The following is a 15,984-nucleotide window of genomic DNA, read 5'->3' on the forward strand; positions in this document are numbered from 1 at the left end:
TGTCCCCTTGCACAGGGAGATAGCGCGTGCCTGCATTCTGGGAAGAACCTGACTTCGACGATCACGAACTGGTCCAGGTGGTGCGTGATCGCGCTTCAGGCCTGACGGCGATCATCGCTCTTCATTCCACGCATCTGGGGCCGGGCGCCGGCGGTACGCGGTTTTGGCACTATGCTGACGGCGCGGGCGCGCTTCGCGATGCGCTGCGCCTGTCGCGCGGGATGAGCTACAAGAACGCCATGGCCGGTCTGCCGATGGGCGGCGGCAAGGCGGTGATTCTGGCTGACGAAAACCGCACCAAGACGCCCGAAATGATCGCTGCATTTGGCGACGCCATCGCTGCGCTGAATGGGCGTTATGTCACGGCTGAAGATGTCGGCATGTCAGAAGCGGACATGGTGGCGATCCACCAGCGCACGCGCCACGTCTGCGGCCTGCCGGCCACCGATCCCGATCTTGCCGGCGGCGATCCGGGGCCGTTTACCTCACGCGGTATTTTCTATGGTGTGAAGGCGGCGGTGCGCCACAAGCTGGGCCGCGATGATCTGTCGGGCGTTCATGTTGCGGTGCAGGGCACTGGCAGCGTCGGCGGCGGACTTGCCCGGCTACTTGCCGCTGAAGGGGCGAAGCTCACGCTGGCGGACGTCAATGTCGACCGCGTCGCCGCACTCGCTGCGGAACTTGGTGGCACGGCGGTCAATGCCGGGGCGATCATGGACGTCGAATGCGATGTCTTCAGCCCCAACGCGCTCGGCGCGATCCTTGACGACGGCGGCATTGCGAGGATCAAGGCGCCGATCGTTGCTGGCGGGGCGAACAACCAGCTCGCCCGGCCAAAGCACGGTCCGATGCTCCACGACCGCGGCATCCTCTATGCGCCCGACTATGTGATCAATGGCGGCGGCATCATTGCCGTAACCCTCGAATATCTTGCGCGCGAAAAGGGCCAACCGTGTACGCGGGCCGAGGTAATGGAGCGCCTCGAAGAGATTCCGCTGCGGCTCGAAGCCATCTGGCGTGAGAGCGATGCGTGCGGCCAGCCAGCCGATCAGGTGGCCGATGCGATGGCGCAAAGGCTGATCGGGCGCTGATCTTTCAGGTCTGATACAATCCGCTGCAAGCTATCGCTTGCGGGCGAGCAATCACCCTGCCAAATGGCCGCATTGTTATGCACGGCTTTGCGAATCCCGCCCGTTTCCTGCGCCTTGCCCGGTGGCTGACGCCGCTGTTGCTGGTGACCGGACTGGTGCTGGCCTTCGGTGCGATGGCCTGGGGTGTTTTCGTCGGTCCGGCCGATGCGCTGCAAGGCGATTCGGTCCGCATTCTTTACCTGCATGTTCCCACGGCATGGCTCGGCATGGGCGGCTGGACGGCGATTGCGATTGCCAGTCTGGTCGAGATCGTCTGGCGCCACCCGCTCGCGGGAATCGCAGCTCGTGCAACCGCGGCGCCGGGAGCAGTCTTCGCCGCGCTTTGTCTTGTCACTGGCTCGCTCTGGGGCCGTCCCGCATGGGGTGCCTGGTGGGTGTGGGACGGGCGGCTGACCTCGATGCTGGTGCTGCTGTTCCTCTATCTCGGCTACATCGCGCTATCCTCGGCCGCCGCGCAGGACGGCAATGGCCAGTCGCGCATTCCGGCGATCTTCGGGCTGATCGGTGCGGTCAACATTCCAGTGATTCACTATTCGGTGCTGTGGTGGAACAGCCTGCACCAGCCGCCGAGCATTTCGATGGGCAAGTCGGCCATGGCGAGCGATTTTCTCGTGCCGCTGATGATCGCCACGCTGGGCTTTTCGCTGTTGTTCGGCGGTGTGGTGCTGGCCCGGATGCGGGCGCTGCTGGCCGATATGCAGGCGCAGGCGCGGCTGCGGCGCAAGGCGATGGTGGACGGATAATGCAGGAAAACCTCGATCACTGGACCTTCGTTATCGCTTCCTACGCAGTTGGCGTGGCGGGCGTCCTTGGCCTGACCGCCTGGGCCTGGCTGACCATGCGCGCCGCCGAGGCCCGCCGCGACCGGAGCCGTGACCGATGACCGCTGCCCTCAAGCCCAAGCACCAGCGGCTGGTCCTCGTTGTGCTGGCCATGGTCGCGTTGATCGGCGCAGCGCTGCTGGCGATCTGGGGCCTGCGGAGCAATGCCTCCTATTTCTACCTGCCGGCAGACATCGCCGCCAAGCCGCCCACTCCCGATCAGGCCGTGCGACTGGGCGGCATGGTCGAGACGGGAAGCTACAAGCGCGAGGCCGACGGCGTGACCATCGCCTTCGTGGTGGGCGATACAAAGGCCCGCGTCCCCGTGCGGTTCAGAGGCATCGTGCCTGACCTGTTCAAGGAAGGATCGGGCGTCGTGGCTGAAGGCAAGCTGGGCGAGGACGGTACTTTCGTGGCCGACAATCTGCTCGCCAAGCATGACGAGAAATATGTGCCGCGTGAGATGAAGGCCATGACCGAGGCGCAGGCGCGCAAGACGGTGGAAGAAACCAAGTGACAGCAGAATCCGGCCTTGCCGCGCTGTGGCTCGCCGCTGCGCTGGCTGCGCTGCAACTGTTCGCCGGCGGCATGGCGCTCACCCGCAAGGGTGAGGCTATGGGCGGCGTCGTCCGTCCGGTGGCGGTGGTGCAGGGCGTGCTGGGCCTCGCATCCTTCGCCGCGCTGCTGATCGTCTTCGCGCAGACCGACCTGTCGGTGAAGCTGGTCTATGCCAATTCGCACTCCGCCAAGCCGATGATGTTCAAGATCGCCGGCGCATGGGGCAACCACGAAGGCTCGATGCTGCTGTGGGTGACGGTGATGGGCCTCGCCGGGGCCGTTGTCGCGCTGGTGGAGCGGCGCCTGCCCGAACGCACTATGCTGGCGACTCTTGCTGGACAAGCATTTGTCAGCCTTGGCTTTTATGTCTTCCTGCTGTTTGCCTCGAACCCGTTTACCCGCATGGTGCCGGAAGCGGAGGGCAAGGGCCTCAATCCTCTGCTGCAGGACCCAGGTCTCGCGTTCCATCCGCCAACGCTTTACATCGGCTATGTCGGGCTCTCGATCGCCTTTTCCTTCGCCATCGGCGCGTTGATCACCCGTGAGGTCTCGCCCGCATTTGCCCGCGCTATGCGGCCGTGGGTGCTGGCGGCTTGGATATTCCTGACGCTGGGCATCACCGCCGGATCGTACTGGGCCTATTACGAGCTTGGCTGGGGCGGCTGGTGGTTCTGGGACCCGGTTGAGAATGCCTCGCTGATGCCGTGGCTCGCTGCAACGGCGCTGCTTCATTCCTGCTCGGTCCTTGCATCGCGCAATGCCTTGCGCGCGTGGACGGTGATGCTGGGCGTGGTGGCATTTTCGATGTCGATGGTCGGGACGTTCCTCGTCCGCTCTGGCATTCTGACCTCGGTCCATGCATTTGCCGTGGATCCCAAGCGGGGTGCTTTCATCCTCGTTTTGCTGGCGATCTACATCGGCGGAGCGCTGCTTCTATTTGGCTTGCGCGCCTCGACCGTGAGCGAGGGCGAGCGGTTCTCGGTTGTCAGCCGCGAGTCTGCGCTGGTGTTCAATAACGTCATGCTGTCGTGCATTCTCGGCATCGTGCTGGTTGGCACGCTCTATCCATTGCTGGCGGAATCGCTGGGGCAGCAGGTCTCGATCGGGCCGCCCTATTTCAATCCGTTTACCGCCATTTTCGTGGTGCCGATGCTGATCGTCATGGCAGTCGGACCCTTGCTCCGCTGGCGGAGGGATTCGTTTGGGCGAGTGCGCAAGGCACTGATTATCCCTTTGCTTCTGGGGCTTGCCGGTCTTGTCGTCGCGATAGTTCTCGCGCCGTCGCACGTGCTGCCGATCATCGGCCTGGCTCTGGCTCCGGCGATCGGAATTGCCAGCCTGCTGCCACTGCGGGCGCGCAAGCTCAGGCAGGTCAAGCTGCCGCTCTGGGGCATGGTTTTCGCCCACTTCGGCATCGCGGTTTCGCTGTTCGGCATGGCGAGTGACAGCGCATTTACCACCGAAAAACTGGTTGCGGTGAACGTGGGTGACAAGGTCGCGGTCGGTCCCTGGGAGATCGAACTCAAGGCAATCGATCCAGTCGCCGGGCCGAACTGGACCGCGATTGAGGCTGGTTTGCAAGCCAGCTACAACGGCTCTGCACCGATCCTGCTTCATCCGCAGTCGCGTTCGTTCTGGACGCCGCCGCAGCAAACTAACGAATCCGCGCTCGTCACCCGCTGGAACGGGCAGCTCTATGCCGTACTGGGCGAAGAAGCTGAAGACGGCCGCTGGCAGCTTCGCCTGTGGTGGAAGCCATTTGTGCCGATGATCTGGTTTGGCGGCATCCTCGTCGCGCTTGGCGGACTGCTTGCCCTCATTGGCCGTGTGGCGAGTGACCTGCGCCGGATCAGCGCGCGAGGCAAGATTGCCTATCGCCGGCAAAGGCAGGGACGATGAGCGCGCCCGAAGCCGCTCCGGCAAACGGTCCGCGCTGGGCGCTGTGGTTGCCGCTCGGCTTTTTCACGGCCTTCATCGCGCTCGTCCTCGCCGGGCTGTTCTGGCCGGCGAACAAGAACGTGGTCAGCCGGTTTGTCGGCCAGCCGCTCCCCGAATTCAACCTTGCAGCGGCGAGCGACGATCGCCCCGGGCTGGCCCGCGCTGATTTTATCGGCAAGCCGCGGCTGCTGAATGTCTTTGCTTCATGGTGCGTGCCTTGCGCGGTCGAGGCGCCGCAGTTGGCCGCGCTCAAGGATGCGGGCGTGGAAATTCACGGCGTTGCGGTGCGCGATCACAAGCCGGAACTCGCCGCGTTTCTGGCGCGCAACGGCAATCCGTTCGCTCGGATCGGCGCGGATAACCTCAGCGTGGTGCAGGTCGGCATTGGCTCGGCGGGCGTGCCGGAGTCCTTCGTGATCGATGGCAAAGGTGTGATCCGCCATCAGCACATCGGAGTGATCACCGCCGATGACGTGCCCAGGCTGCTCACCAAACTGCGGGAGGCGGGGCAGTGATTGCGGTAATCCGTCGTCCCGGCGAAGGCCGGGATCGCTGGCCTCGTCGACGCGAGCTTGCGTCCGGTCTCCAGCGGTCCCGGATCAAGTCCGGGACGACCTTGTTGATCGCCCTGCTTGCTCTCTTTTTCGCAGCCCCGGCCTTCGCTGACGACACCATGCCTCAGGCACCGCTCGCCAATCGCCAGCTTGACGATCCCCGGCTTGAAGCCAAGGCCCACGAACTGATGCTGACGATCCGCTGTCTGACCTGCCAGAGCCAGTCGATCGCCGATTCCGATGCCTCGATGGCCGGCGACCTGCGTAACCAGATCCGCACGCGTATTGCTGCCGGGGAAGAGCCGGAGGCCATCCGCAAGTGGCTGGTCGCGCGCTATGGGGACTATATCAGCTATAGCCCGCAGGTCACGGCGCTGACTTGGCCGCTGTTCGTGCTGCCGGCGCTGTTGCTGCTGATCGCTGCCTTGTTGCTGCGCCGCCGGTTTATCAAGGGAGGCAAGTGATGGGTTGGCTGATCGCAGGCATTCTGGCGCTCACCTGTTTCCTCGCCATGGCGCTGTTGCTGAAGCTGCCGCGCCGCACGTGGGAGGTCAGCGCCGCAGCGCTGATTCTCGGTCTTGCCGGCTATGCCCTGCAAGGCAACCCGTCGATGGCCGGATCGCCGACCGCGCCCAAGGAAAAGGTCGCCGGGGCCGAAGCCGCTGAGGCGGTCAAGGCGCGCAAGGCGATGGGCAATGGTTCTACCGTGACCGACAAGTACATGACCCCCGCCGATGCCTTGGCACGCCACGGCCAATATGGTGACGCCGCTGAACTGCTGCGCGGCGCGGTGGCTGAACAGCCGAACAATGGCGAGGCCTGGCTGGCCATGGCCAATGCGCTGGTCGGCCATGCCGAGGGCAACCTTTCACCCGCCTCCGTGCTTGCCTACCGCAATGCCGAGCGCGCCGCGCCCGATCATCCGGGGCCGCCGTTCTTCCTTGGCCTTGCCCTGGCGCAGTCTGGCCGGACAGAAGAAGGCCGTGCTGTCTGGGCAGAATTGCTGGCCCGCAGTCCGGCTGACGCGCCGTGGCGCGGGGAACTGACCGCGCGGCTGGCCGATCTCGATGCCTTCATCGCCCGCAGCAAGGCCGCCAGCGGGCAATAGCCAAACACGCATTGCGTTGCAGGCACCTTGCGCCAATGCTAGGCGCGCGCAGCCGAGTCGCCGGCATAAACAGGGGCGCGCGTAAGCATGTCTGAATCGCACACTTCCGGCGGAACTGCACCCGCAGACGCCAACGCCTCCAGCCATCATCCGGGTGCCCATCACGGCGGTCTTGCAAAGCTGGCGATCGGCGCGATCGGCGTTGTCTTTGGCGACATCGGTACCAGCCCGCTTTATGCGTTTCGCGAGACGTTTGCCTCGCACCACGGCGCCCCCGGCATCTCGGTCGATCCCGTCCACATCCACGGCGTGCTGAGCCTAGTGTTCTGGTCGATGATGATCGTCGTGACCTTCAAATACGTCCTCACCATCATGAAGGCGGATAACAAGGGTGAGGGCGGCAGCCTGGCCTTGCTCGCGCTGATCAATCGCAAGTCCGAAAATGCCAAGTGGACCGCGCCATTCATCCTGCTTGGGGTCTTTGCCACCGCATTGTTCTATGGCGATTCGATGATTACCCCGGCCATGTCGGTGCTTTCCGCGACCGAAGGCCTGCAATACGTCCATCCCGGCTTCAAGCAGTTCATCGTGCCACTGGCCGTGGCGATCCTGTTTGGCCTCTTCGCGATCCAGTCGCGCGGGACCGAGAAGGTCGGCAGGCTGTTCGGGCCGATCATGCTGGTCTATTTCATCACGCTCGCGGTGATGGGCGTGATGCACATCACCGCGATGCCCTCAATCATCCTGGAGGCCATCAACCCCCTGAACGCGGTGAACTTCTTCATGACTGACGGCTTCCGCGCCTTTGTCGCGCTCGGTTCGGTCGTGCTGGCAGTAACCGGGGCCGAGGCCCTCTATGCCGATATGGGGCATTTTGGCCGCAGCCCGATCGGGATCAGCTGGATGGCCTTTGTCCTGCCGTGCTTGATGCTCAATTACATGGGGCAGGGCGCGATGGTCCTGTCGCAGCCCGATGCTGCTTCGGCCGCCGCGCTGATCAAGGATCCGTTCTTCCTGATGATCCCCGATCCGGTGCGCATCCCGGTGATCGTGCTGGCCCTGCTGGCGACGATTATCGCCAGCCAGGCGGTGATCTCGGGCGCGTTCAGCCTGACGCATCAGGCCATCCAGCTCGGCTTCATGCCGCGTATGCAGATCAAGCATACCAGCGCGGCTGCCGCCGGACAGATCTACATCCCCGTGGTCAACTGGGGACTGATGGTCATGGTGCTGGTGCTGGTGCTGTTCTTCGGTTCGTCGTCCGCCCTTGCCGCCGCTTACGGCATCGCGGTGACCGGCGCGATGTTCATCGATACCATGCTGCTGGCGGCCGTGTTGATCACGCTGTGGCGCTGGCCGCTGTGGAAGGCCGTGCCGCTGATCGGCGTGTTCATCGTGGTCGACATCGCCTATTTCGGCGCGAACCTGATCAAGGTGCCGCAGGGCGGCTGGGTGCCGCTGGCGATTGGCCTGTTCATCTTCACCCTGCTCACCACCTGGTCAAAGGGCCGCACCCTGATGCGCGCCGCCATGGCCGAAGGCACGATCCCGTTCGAGGTCTTCGCCAAGAGCGCCCATTCCAGCGCCCAGCGCGTGCCCGGCACGGCGGTGTTCATGGCATCGAACAGCGCCGGCGTGCCGTCTGCGCTGCTGCACAACATCAAGCACAACAAGGTGCTGCACGAACGCGTGGTGATCCTGACCGTTTCCATTCAGGATGTGCCGGTAGTGGTTTCGGAAAGCCGGGTGGAGTGCAAGCAGTTCGGCGAAGGCTTCTACCGCCTGACGCTGCGCTATGGCTTCCTTGAGGAAACCGACGTTCCCGCTGCGCTGAAGGAAGCGAATGTTTGCGGCGAGCCGTTCACCATGATGAAGACCAGCTTCTTCCTCTCACGCCAGACCCTGATCGCCTCTTCGCGGCCGGGTATGGCGATCTGGCGCGAAAAGCTGTTCGCGTGGATGCTGCGCAATGCAGCCAGCGCGATGGAATTCTTCCGCTTGCCGACGAACCGCGTGGTCGAACTGGGCAGCCAGGTAGAGATCTAAGAGCCTAGATATCCTGCCATCACACTTGCCGTAATGCTTAACTTGTTTCAGCATCCATCGTGCCCAAAGTCCTGACTTGCTCAACAACGCGCAACGGCACCGTTGCGAACGAGCTGGCGGTTTGGGCTTGAGGCATGATGGACCCTGAAACAAGTTCAGGGTGACGATGCTTGGGGGGAGCAAGGCCATTCCGAGTTCACTGCCGAGCCTGACTGACATCAATTACTCGCTGCTGCCGCGCCAAGGCCTGCGTTCACTCGGCATAGCGGCGGGGGCGGGGCTGGCATTCGGCGCGTGGATGGCCTTTGCCGACACAACGGTATTCGCCAGCGTCGTCCCGCAGGTTCAGCATGACATGGAGGCCGAGGCTGGTCCTTTGGCGCGCATCGCCTGGTTCGCGCGCGGGGCGCTGTTTGATGAGGTGCAACTGCGATTGATTGCGCTGCCGTTGATCACGTGGGCAGCGATGGCGGCGACTGGTAGACGCGGGGACTGGCTGCATTGGCTGGCGGTCCTGCTGACCGCGTTTGCTGCCTATCCGATCATAGCGTACGGCTATTTCGCGGGACTGGAATGGTCCGTTCTGACGGCGCTGCGCGAACTGACGCTGCATGGTGCCGCCGGTGTGCTGTGGGGCTGGCTCTGCTGGCGACACGGCTGGATGGCCGCGTTGGTTGGGCATGTCGCGGCCCACGTAAGCCTGCAGCCGCTCCTATCCATGCTCTGAAACGAAAACGGCGCTCCCGAAGGAGCGCCGTCTCGGTGGAACTGGTGTTCCGTCTTAGCTGAGGTTGGCGGTGACCATGCAGTAGAGCATCGGCAGCGACAGCAGCAGGTTGGTGCGACTGGCGGCCAGTGCGAGCGGCGCGGCCTTGGCCTTGGCTTCATCCGAAGCTTCGACAATGCCGAGGATCTTCTTCTGGGCGGGCCAGATCAGGAACCACACATTGAACGCCATGATCAGGCCGAGCCACATGCCAAGGCCGATCATGTTTTCAGCGCGGGTCGCGCCGGCAAAGGTCAGGGCGCGGTGGCCGTAGCCCTGGTCGATCGAGATCCACAGGCCCGTAATCACCGTCAGAAGTGCGGCGTAGCGGAAGAAGAAGAACACCTTGGGTGCGATGTAGCCGGTGACGCCCTTCTTCAGCTCAGCCGGGACCTTCGGCATGGTCGGCACCTGGACGAAGTTCAGGTAATAAAGCAGGCCGATCCACAGGACGCCCATGAAGCTGTGCACCCAGTGGAGCACCGAATTGGTCGTCACCGGAATGTCGGCATTGTAGCAATACATGACGCCAATCGCGGCCGCGAGGCCCACGAGCAGCACCAGGTGCAGGTTTCCAAAAAACTTGGCCATAGCTTCCCCCTAATTATTTCAAATCTGCGAGCCGGAACAACCGGCTTCGCACTCTATTTGCTCCAATTGCGAACGATTGTCACCGGGTTTCGGCGCAAATCCCCAGCCTGATCTCTTGCCAGGGCTCCCTGATCACTCGTGCGGCGTGATCGCTTCGGCCTCGTCCTTGTCCTCGCTGGCAAGGCCGTGGCGCAGCAGCATCGGCATATGGGCAAAGGTGAAGGCGAACGACAGCGGCAGAAACAGCCACAGCTTGGCCTTGAGCCACTGATCGAAAGTGAACCAGTCGCGGTTGGCGAGCACTTCGTTGATCACGGCCAGCGCGATGAAAAACAGTCCCCAGTTGCGCGACAGCTTCATCCAGCCGTCGTCGTCGAGCCCTTCGAACGCTGCACCGAGCAGGACCTTGAGCAGAGCCTTGCCGCGCAAGTAGCCGCCCAGGAGCATAGCCGCGCCGAACACATAGACGACGGTGGGCTTGTGGCTGATCCACGCCGGGTCCTGCGTCCACACGGTCAGCCCACCGAAGAACAGGATCATCGCCGTGGTCAGCCACAGCATCGGCGATACGCGCTTGAACTTGACCAGGCTGATGCCGAAGGCAGCGACCGCCCCGATCATGAAGGCGATGGTGCCCTTCACGACGGCAGCGATTTCGCCGACCATGCTCGTGCGGTCCTCGGGCGAGTAATATTTGTAGACCGCGAAGAACAGCACGATCGGGCCGTAGTCGGTGACCACGCCCAGCCAGCCGGGCTTGTGCTTCTCGGGTGCCGGGGCCGGGGCGGGGACGGAGGTTGCCGTATCGCTCATCACGCCACTCCTGCAATCACGCGGGCGACCAGATCGGGATCGAACGGGCGCAGGTCATCGATCTTTTCGCCCACGCCGATGGCATGGATCGGCAGCCCGTATTGCTCCGCCGCCGCGACGAGCACGCCGCCGCGCGCGGTGCCGTCGAGTTTGGTCATGATCAGTCCGGTCACGCCTGCCACTTCCTTGAACACCTCGATCTGCTGGAGCGCATTCTGCCCGTTGGTCGCATCGAGCACCAGCACGACATCGTGCGGTGCTTCGGGATTGATACGCCCCAGAACGCGGCGGATCTTGGCAAGTTCCTCCATCAGCTCGCGCTTGTTCTGCAGACGGCCGGCAGTATCGACGATCAGCGCGTCGGTGCCCTTGTCCGTCGCCAGCTTCACCGCGTCGAACACGATGCTTGCCGGATCGCCCCCCTCGGGGCCGCGCACGACTTCCACGCCGATGCGGTCAGCCCAGACGGCAAGCTGCTCGATGGCAGCCGCGCGGAAGGTGTCGCCGGCCGCGAACAGCACGCCGTAATCGAGTTCCTGAAACAGGTGCCCCAGCTTGGCGATGGTCGTGGTCTTGCCCGATCCATTGACGCCGATCACCAGGATCACCTGCGGGCGCGGGAAGGCGACGATGTCGAGCGGCTTGGCCACCGGGCGCAGGATCGCGGCGATTTCCTCGGCCATCGCCTCGCGGATCGATTGTTCGTCAGCGCCGCGTTCAAAGCGTTCGCCGGCCAGCTTGTCGCGGATGCGGCGCGCGGCGCGGGGGCCGAGGTCGGAGAGGATCAGCGCATCCTCAAGATCGTCGAGCTGCGCCTCGTCCAGCCGGGTCTTGCTGACAATGCCGGAGAGGTTCTCGGTCAGGCGCTCTGATGTCTTGCGGAAGCCGCCGAACACGCGGGCAGTCCAGGTCTCTTCGCTCATGCCAGCAGGCCTTCGATCACGCGGTCAGGGACGATATGCACTATGGTTCCAGGCTCGGTTCCGGGTGCGAGTTGCACCCTGGCGAAGTTTTCCGCATGGCCGGTCCCGTCGCGTTCGGCAAGCACCTTGAGCGGAGCGCCGACCAGCGAGGCAAGCCATGCGGCGCGGGTGCGGGCAACCTCGGCGCGCAGGTCGGCAGCGCGTGCCTTGATCGGGGCGGTATCGACTTGCGGCATCCGTGCAGCGGGAGTGCCGGGGCGGGGGGAGTAGGGAAAGACATGGCCGTGGACGACGCCCAGTTCGGCGATGATCGCGCGGTTGGCGGCGTGCTCGGCCTCGCCCTCGGTCGGGAAGCCCGCGATCAGGTCGGCGCCGATGGCGATCTCCGGACGGCGCGCGCGCAGGCGTTCGACCAGACGCACGGCATCGCCGCGGCTATGGCGGCGCTTCATCCGCTTGAGGATCAGGTCATGCCCGTGCTGGAGCGAGAGGTGAACGTGCGGCATCAAGCGCGCCTCGCCGGTGATCAGGCCAAACAGGCGTTCGTCGATCTCGATCCCGTCGAGCGAGGACAGGCGCAGCCGTTCGAGCGCGGGGGCGGCCAGCAGGATCGCCTCTACCAGCAGGCCAAGCCCGGGCGAGCCCGGCAGGTCATGGCCCCATGAGGTGAGGTCGACCCCGGTCAGAACAACCTCGCGCACGCCCTTGCCAAGATGGCCCTTGATCTCGCGGCACACGGCATCGACGGGCAGCGACCGGCTCGCCCCGCGCCCTTGCGGGATGACGCAGAAGGTGCAGGCGTGGTCGCAGCCATTCTGCACGGCAACATAGGCGCGGGTATAGGCGGCGGAGGGCAGGGTGGGCACGGTCGCTGGAACGTTCCACGCGCGCGGATCGAGTTTTGCAACATTGGCCACCAGCCCATCGACCTCGGGCATGGCGGCAATCGCCTCGCGCTCGATCTCGGCCGCGCAGCCGGTAACGATCAGGCGCGCATCGGGGTGTGCGCGGCGGGCGCGGCGGATGGCCTGCCGGGTCTGGCGCACGGCCTGGCTGGTGACCGCGCAGGAATTGATCACGACCATGTCGCCCGCATCGCCAAGCATGGCGCGCATCGCCTCGCTTTCGGACAGGTTCAGCCGGCAGCCCAGCGACACGACGTGCAGCGTCACCCGGCCACTCCGTAAGCGGCGGGATCGAACGTGCCTCGGAACGATTCGACCGCCGGGCCGGTCATCAGGATGCGATTGCCCGCGCCCCATTCAATCGTCAGGTCGCCGCCTTCGAGCGAGACGGTGACCTTGCGGTCGGTCAGCCCACGGCGCATCGCGGCAATGGCCGTGGCGCAGGCCCCGGTGCCGCAAGCGCGCGTTTCGCCGACGCCGCGTTCCCACACCCGCAGGCGGATGGCATCGCGCGAAGTCACCGTTGCAAAATTGACGTTGATCCGCGCCGGGAAGAGCGGATCATGTTCGATCAGCGGGCCAAGCCGCTCGATTTCAACCGCCGCGTAATCGGGAACGAAAAACACGACATGCGGGTTGCCGACATTGACGGCGGAAGGCGCGTCAAGGTCTTCCCAGCCGACCGGTATGGAGAGCGTGTCCATCGCATAGGCCAGCGGAATGGCGTTCCAGTCAAAGCGCGGCTCGCCCATGTCCACCGCAACGCCGCCGTCTGCCGGGTTCGAGGACAACAGGCCTCCCAGCGTTTCGATCGTCGCCGGTGCGCCGTGGAGCAGGCCGACCGCGCGGGTGGCATTGCCGCAAGCCTCGACCTCGCCGCCATCTGCGTTGAAGATCCGCATTCGGAATGTGGCGCTGTCTGACGGCTCGATCAGGATGAGCTGGTCGCATCCAATGCCGGTCTTGCGGTCAGCCAGCGCGGCAGCCAGCCGGGCCGTCATCTCAGGAACGTCGCCCACGCGCGCGTCGAGCACGACGAAGTCGTTACCCAGACCGTGCATCTTGACGAATGGAACCTGCATGACCCAGCAGATAGGCATGCCGCGCTGCCAGGTCCAGTGTTAAGCCGTGGCTACGCGCGGGGCTGTGTCGTCGTTATCAATCACCGAAAGGTGCGGCGCGCGGCGCAGCAGGCCCAGCTCGGCCAGCCGCTTTTCAACGTCCTGCGCGGCGGCCGGGCGGCCATAGAGGTAGCCTTGCGCCTTGAATTCGCCCATCTTGCGCAACTCGTCGACCACTTCGGGTTCTTCGACGCCCTCGGCGGTGATCGGCAGGCCGAGGCCGCTGCCCAGCGAGGCGATGGCCTGAACGATGGTCATCGAATCGCTGTTGCTGGCCAGCGTTGAAATAAAGCTGCGGTCGATCTTGATGCGGTCGAAGGGCAAGGAACGCAGTTGCGCCAGCGAGCTGTAGCCGGTGCCGAAATCGTCAAGGCTGATGCGGATGCCCTGGTTCTTCAGGCTGGCGATCAGCGAACGGACCAGGCCGAGATTTTCGTGCAGGCAGCTCTCGGTGATTTCGATTTCCAGCCGGCTGGGCGGGAAATTGGCCTCGACCAGCATCTTGAGCAGCTTCTGGGCGAACCACGGATCGCGCATCTGGACGGGGGAAATATTCACCGACAGGCCAAGTTCGGGGTGCCACTCCTTGGCATCCTGCAGGGCCTGCCGGATCACGCTTTCCGATAGATCGGCGATGACGCCGATTTCCTCGGCGATGGGGATGAACAGGTCCGGGCCGACAAGGCCAAGTTCGGGCGATTGCCAGCGCGCCAGCATTTCGAAGCCGGTGATCCTGCCGGTCTGCAGGCAAACCTGCGGTTCGTAGAACGGCACGAATTCGCCATTGCCAACGCCGCGGCGGATGCCGTTTTCCAGCTCGCTGCGAAAGCGCAGTTCGCTCTCCATCTGCGGCTCGAACCAGTAGTAGCGGTTCTTGCCGCCCTTCTTGGCGTGATACATGGCAATGTCGGCCATGTGCAGCAGGTCCTGCGCGGAAAGCGACTTGCCAGCCGGAATGTCCGACCGGGAAATGCCCAGCGAGATCGAGATGCCTTCGAGTGTCAGGCCGGAACTGACGATCGGCGCGCACAGCGATTCGATCAGCTGTGAGGCGATACGGTCGACGAATTCCGGACGCGCCGGATCGAATGGAACGGCACAGGCAAATTCGTCGCCGCCCAGCCTCGCCAGCAGCGCGCCGGTGGGCAGGACAGCCCGCATCCGCCGCGCGGATTCGCTGAGCACGGCGTCGCCGGCGGCATGGCCATTGGTGTCGTTCAGTCGTTTGAAGTTGTCGAGATCAAGCACGAGCAGGGCAACCTGCTCGCCGTGGCGGACGCTCTGCTCACGCAGGTGTTCCGTGGCGGGCACCATGGCGCGCCGGTTGAGGCAGCCGGTGAGCGGATCGGTTTCGGCCAGCTGGCGGGCGCGTTCCTCGGCCGCGCTGCGTTCCACGACCTGATCGGACAAGTCGCGATAGCGGCGCCAGCCGAAGACGATCAGCGCGATATTGAGCAGCATGGCATTGCTCAGCAGCCGGTCGGGCGGCAGGCCGATGCCCTGAAGATAGCGGATGACTTGCGGCAGGACTGTGCTGCCATTGCCAACGAAGAGGATGAGCGCACCAAAGGAAACGGCCAGGACGATAATGTCCTTGCCCACTCTCTCGAGTTGCCCCTTGGCATGATTTTGGCGGCTTTCGCCGTCTGCGCGCATAGATCCCCGCACCCCTGTTGGCAGGCAGTGCGGGGAATATGCCGGGGTGCGATGAAATAATCGTTAAGTATCGCAGGCTTCGGATCAGCTCTTCTTCTTTAGTCCGATTTCAACCAGCCGCTGCTGCAGGAAGTCATCGGCAAGGATCGCTTCGGGATAGCGGTCCGGGTTTTCCGGCGAAATGCACTGAGGCAGGGTCCGGATCGCAAAGTCGCTGCGCAGGTGCAGGAAGAACGGCATCGAATAGCGGCTGAACCGCGCGCGTTCGGGATCGGGATTGCGCACGCGGTGAATGGTCGATGGCAAGACGTGGTTGGTCAGCCGCTCAAGCATATCGCCCACGTTGATCACCAGCGCGCCGGGAGGTGGGGATGCCGAAATCCATTCCTCGCCTTTATAGAGCAGTTCAAGACCGGCCTCCTCGGCGCCGAGCAGCAGGGTGATGAGGTTGATGTCACCATGAGCCCCGGCTCGGATCGCTTCGCCGTCCAGGCCTTCGATTGGCGGGTAATGCAGCAGGCGCATCACCGAATTGCCGTCCCCGATCGCCGGATCGAACCAGTGTTCGTCAAGCCCGAGGTAGACCGCAATGCGGCTGAGGATTGTCGCGCCGGTTTCGTCGAACTGGCGGTACAGTTCCTCGAACAGGTCCTTGAAGCCTTCGGGCCGCGCCGGCCAAACATTGGGCGGCATCGAGGCATCGGCAAGCGGGCTGCCTTCGGGCAGATCTCGCCCGACATGCCAGAATTCCTTGAGGTCATGCGCCTTGGCGTCCTTGGCGATTTCGGTGCCGAACGGCGTATAGCCGCGCGCGCCGGCGATGGCCGGGTTGTGATAGCTAAGCTTTTCCATCTCGGGCAGGGCGAAGAACTCGGCGGTCAGCTTCCAGGCGCGGTCGATCAGGTCCGCATCGATGCCGTGGTCTTTGACCATGGCGAAACCGAAGGTCTTGAAGCTGTCGCCGATGGACTTGGCGAACTTGGCCGGGTCGTCGGCAAGCGACAAAACCGGCAGGGTGTTAAGGGGCATATGG

General features: G+C 64.1%; 17 protein-coding genes. 10 read left to right on the forward strand and 7 right to left on the reverse strand.

Annotated features, from left to right (window positions below; translation table 11 throughout):
- The first annotated feature begins 26 nt into the window (after positions 1-26).
- From WG900_RS02160 to WG900_RS02205, 10 genes are all read left to right on the forward strand, one after another.
- Positions 27-1,091: a Leu/Phe/Val dehydrogenase gene (locus WG900_RS02160; RefSeq protein WP_339964329.1), complete on the forward strand. Its 1,065-nt coding sequence runs from the start codon at positions 27-29 to the stop codon at positions 1,089-1,091.
- 77 nt (positions 1,092-1,168) lie between these two features.
- Positions 1,169-1,894, forward strand: a complete 726-nt coding sequence (ccmC, locus tag WG900_RS02165; RefSeq protein WP_339964331.1) for a heme ABC transporter permease CcmC — start codon at positions 1,169-1,171, stop codon at positions 1,892-1,894.
- Positions 1,894-2,034 carry a heme exporter protein CcmD gene (locus WG900_RS02170; protein ID WP_339964332.1) on the forward strand — a complete coding sequence of 47 codons (141 nt, stop codon included), beginning with the start codon at positions 1,894-1,896 and terminating at the stop codon, positions 2,032-2,034. Before ccmC ends, WG900_RS02170 begins: the two co-directional genes overlap by 1 nt.
- Positions 2,031-2,489, forward strand: coding sequence for a cytochrome c maturation protein CcmE (ccmE, locus tag WG900_RS02175; RefSeq protein WP_339964333.1), 459 nt, complete (start codon positions 2,031-2,033; stop codon positions 2,487-2,489). The genes WG900_RS02170 and ccmE overlap by 4 nt, the downstream gene beginning before the upstream one ends.
- The gene (locus WG900_RS02180) at positions 2,486-4,429 is read left to right on the forward strand and encodes a heme lyase CcmF/NrfE family subunit (protein ID WP_339964334.1); all 1,944 of its coding nucleotides are present in this window, start codon (positions 2,486-2,488) and stop codon (positions 4,427-4,429) included. Before ccmE ends, WG900_RS02180 begins: the two co-directional genes overlap by 4 nt.
- Positions 4,426-4,983: a redoxin family protein gene (locus WG900_RS02185; RefSeq protein ID WP_339964337.1), complete on the forward strand. Its 558-nt coding sequence runs from the start codon at positions 4,426-4,428 to the stop codon at positions 4,981-4,983. Before WG900_RS02180 ends, WG900_RS02185 begins: the two co-directional genes overlap by 4 nt.
- Positions 4,984-5,141: 158 nt before the next feature.
- On the forward strand, positions 5,142-5,486 hold the full coding sequence (locus tag WG900_RS02190; protein ID WP_339965306.1) for a cytochrome c-type biogenesis protein: 345 nt from the start codon (positions 5,142-5,144) through the stop codon (positions 5,484-5,486).
- Positions 5,486-6,130 (forward strand): tetratricopeptide repeat protein, encoded by a 645-nt coding sequence (locus tag WG900_RS02195; RefSeq protein WP_339964338.1) that lies wholly within the window; start codon positions 5,486-5,488, stop codon positions 6,128-6,130. The genes WG900_RS02190 and WG900_RS02195 overlap by 1 nt, the downstream gene beginning before the upstream one ends.
- A gap of 87 nt (positions 6,131-6,217) precedes the next feature.
- Positions 6,218-8,176, forward strand: coding sequence for a potassium transporter Kup (locus WG900_RS02200; protein ID WP_339964339.1), 1,959 nt, complete (start codon positions 6,218-6,220; stop codon positions 8,174-8,176).
- Positions 8,177-8,342: 166 nt separating this feature from the next.
- Positions 8,343-8,903 (forward strand): hypothetical protein, encoded by a 561-nt coding sequence (locus WG900_RS02205; RefSeq protein WP_339964340.1) that lies wholly within the window; start codon positions 8,343-8,345, stop codon positions 8,901-8,903.
- Between the two features lie 54 nt (positions 8,904-8,957).
- Here WG900_RS02205 and WG900_RS02210 read toward each other — a convergent pair whose 3' ends face one another.
- From WG900_RS02210 to WG900_RS02240, 7 genes are all read right to left on the reverse strand, one after another.
- A complete protein-coding gene (locus WG900_RS02210; protein ID WP_339964342.1) occupies positions 8,958-9,533 on the reverse strand; it encodes a urate hydroxylase PuuD in 576 nt (191 codons plus the stop codon).
- A 132-nt stretch (positions 9,534-9,665) separates the two neighbouring features.
- Positions 9,666-10,346 carry an inner membrane-spanning protein YciB gene (locus WG900_RS02215; protein ID WP_339964343.1) on the reverse strand — a complete coding sequence of 227 codons (681 nt, stop codon included), beginning with the start codon at positions 10,344-10,346 and terminating at the stop codon, positions 9,666-9,668.
- Entirely contained in the window at positions 10,346-11,269 is a 924-nt protein-coding gene (ftsY, locus tag WG900_RS02220) for a signal recognition particle-docking protein FtsY (RefSeq protein WP_339964344.1), read from the reverse strand. Before ftsY ends, WG900_RS02215 begins: the two co-directional genes overlap by 1 nt.
- Positions 11,266-12,441 (reverse strand): MiaB/RimO family radical SAM methylthiotransferase, encoded by a 1,176-nt coding sequence (locus tag WG900_RS02225; RefSeq protein ID WP_339964345.1) that lies wholly within the window; start codon positions 12,439-12,441, stop codon positions 11,266-11,268. The genes ftsY and WG900_RS02225 overlap by 4 nt, the downstream gene beginning before the upstream one ends.
- Entirely contained in the window at positions 12,438-13,256 is an 819-nt protein-coding gene (gene dapF, locus WG900_RS02230) for a diaminopimelate epimerase (protein WP_339964346.1), read from the reverse strand. Before dapF ends, WG900_RS02225 begins: the two co-directional genes overlap by 4 nt.
- Before the next feature lie 39 nt (positions 13,257-13,295).
- Positions 13,296-14,951 (reverse strand): putative bifunctional diguanylate cyclase/phosphodiesterase, encoded by a 1,656-nt coding sequence (locus tag WG900_RS02235; protein WP_339964347.1) that lies wholly within the window; start codon positions 14,949-14,951, stop codon positions 13,296-13,298.
- A gap of 84 nt (positions 14,952-15,035) precedes the next feature.
- Positions 15,036-15,980 (reverse strand): isopenicillin N synthase family dioxygenase, encoded by a 945-nt coding sequence (locus WG900_RS02240; RefSeq protein WP_339964348.1) that lies wholly within the window; start codon positions 15,978-15,980, stop codon positions 15,036-15,038.
- Positions 15,981-15,984: the final 4 nt, after the last annotated feature.

Source organism: Novosphingobium aquae, assembly GCF_037572715.1.
Lineage (GTDB): Bacteria > Pseudomonadota > Alphaproteobacteria > Sphingomonadales > Sphingomonadaceae > Novosphingobium > Novosphingobium aquae.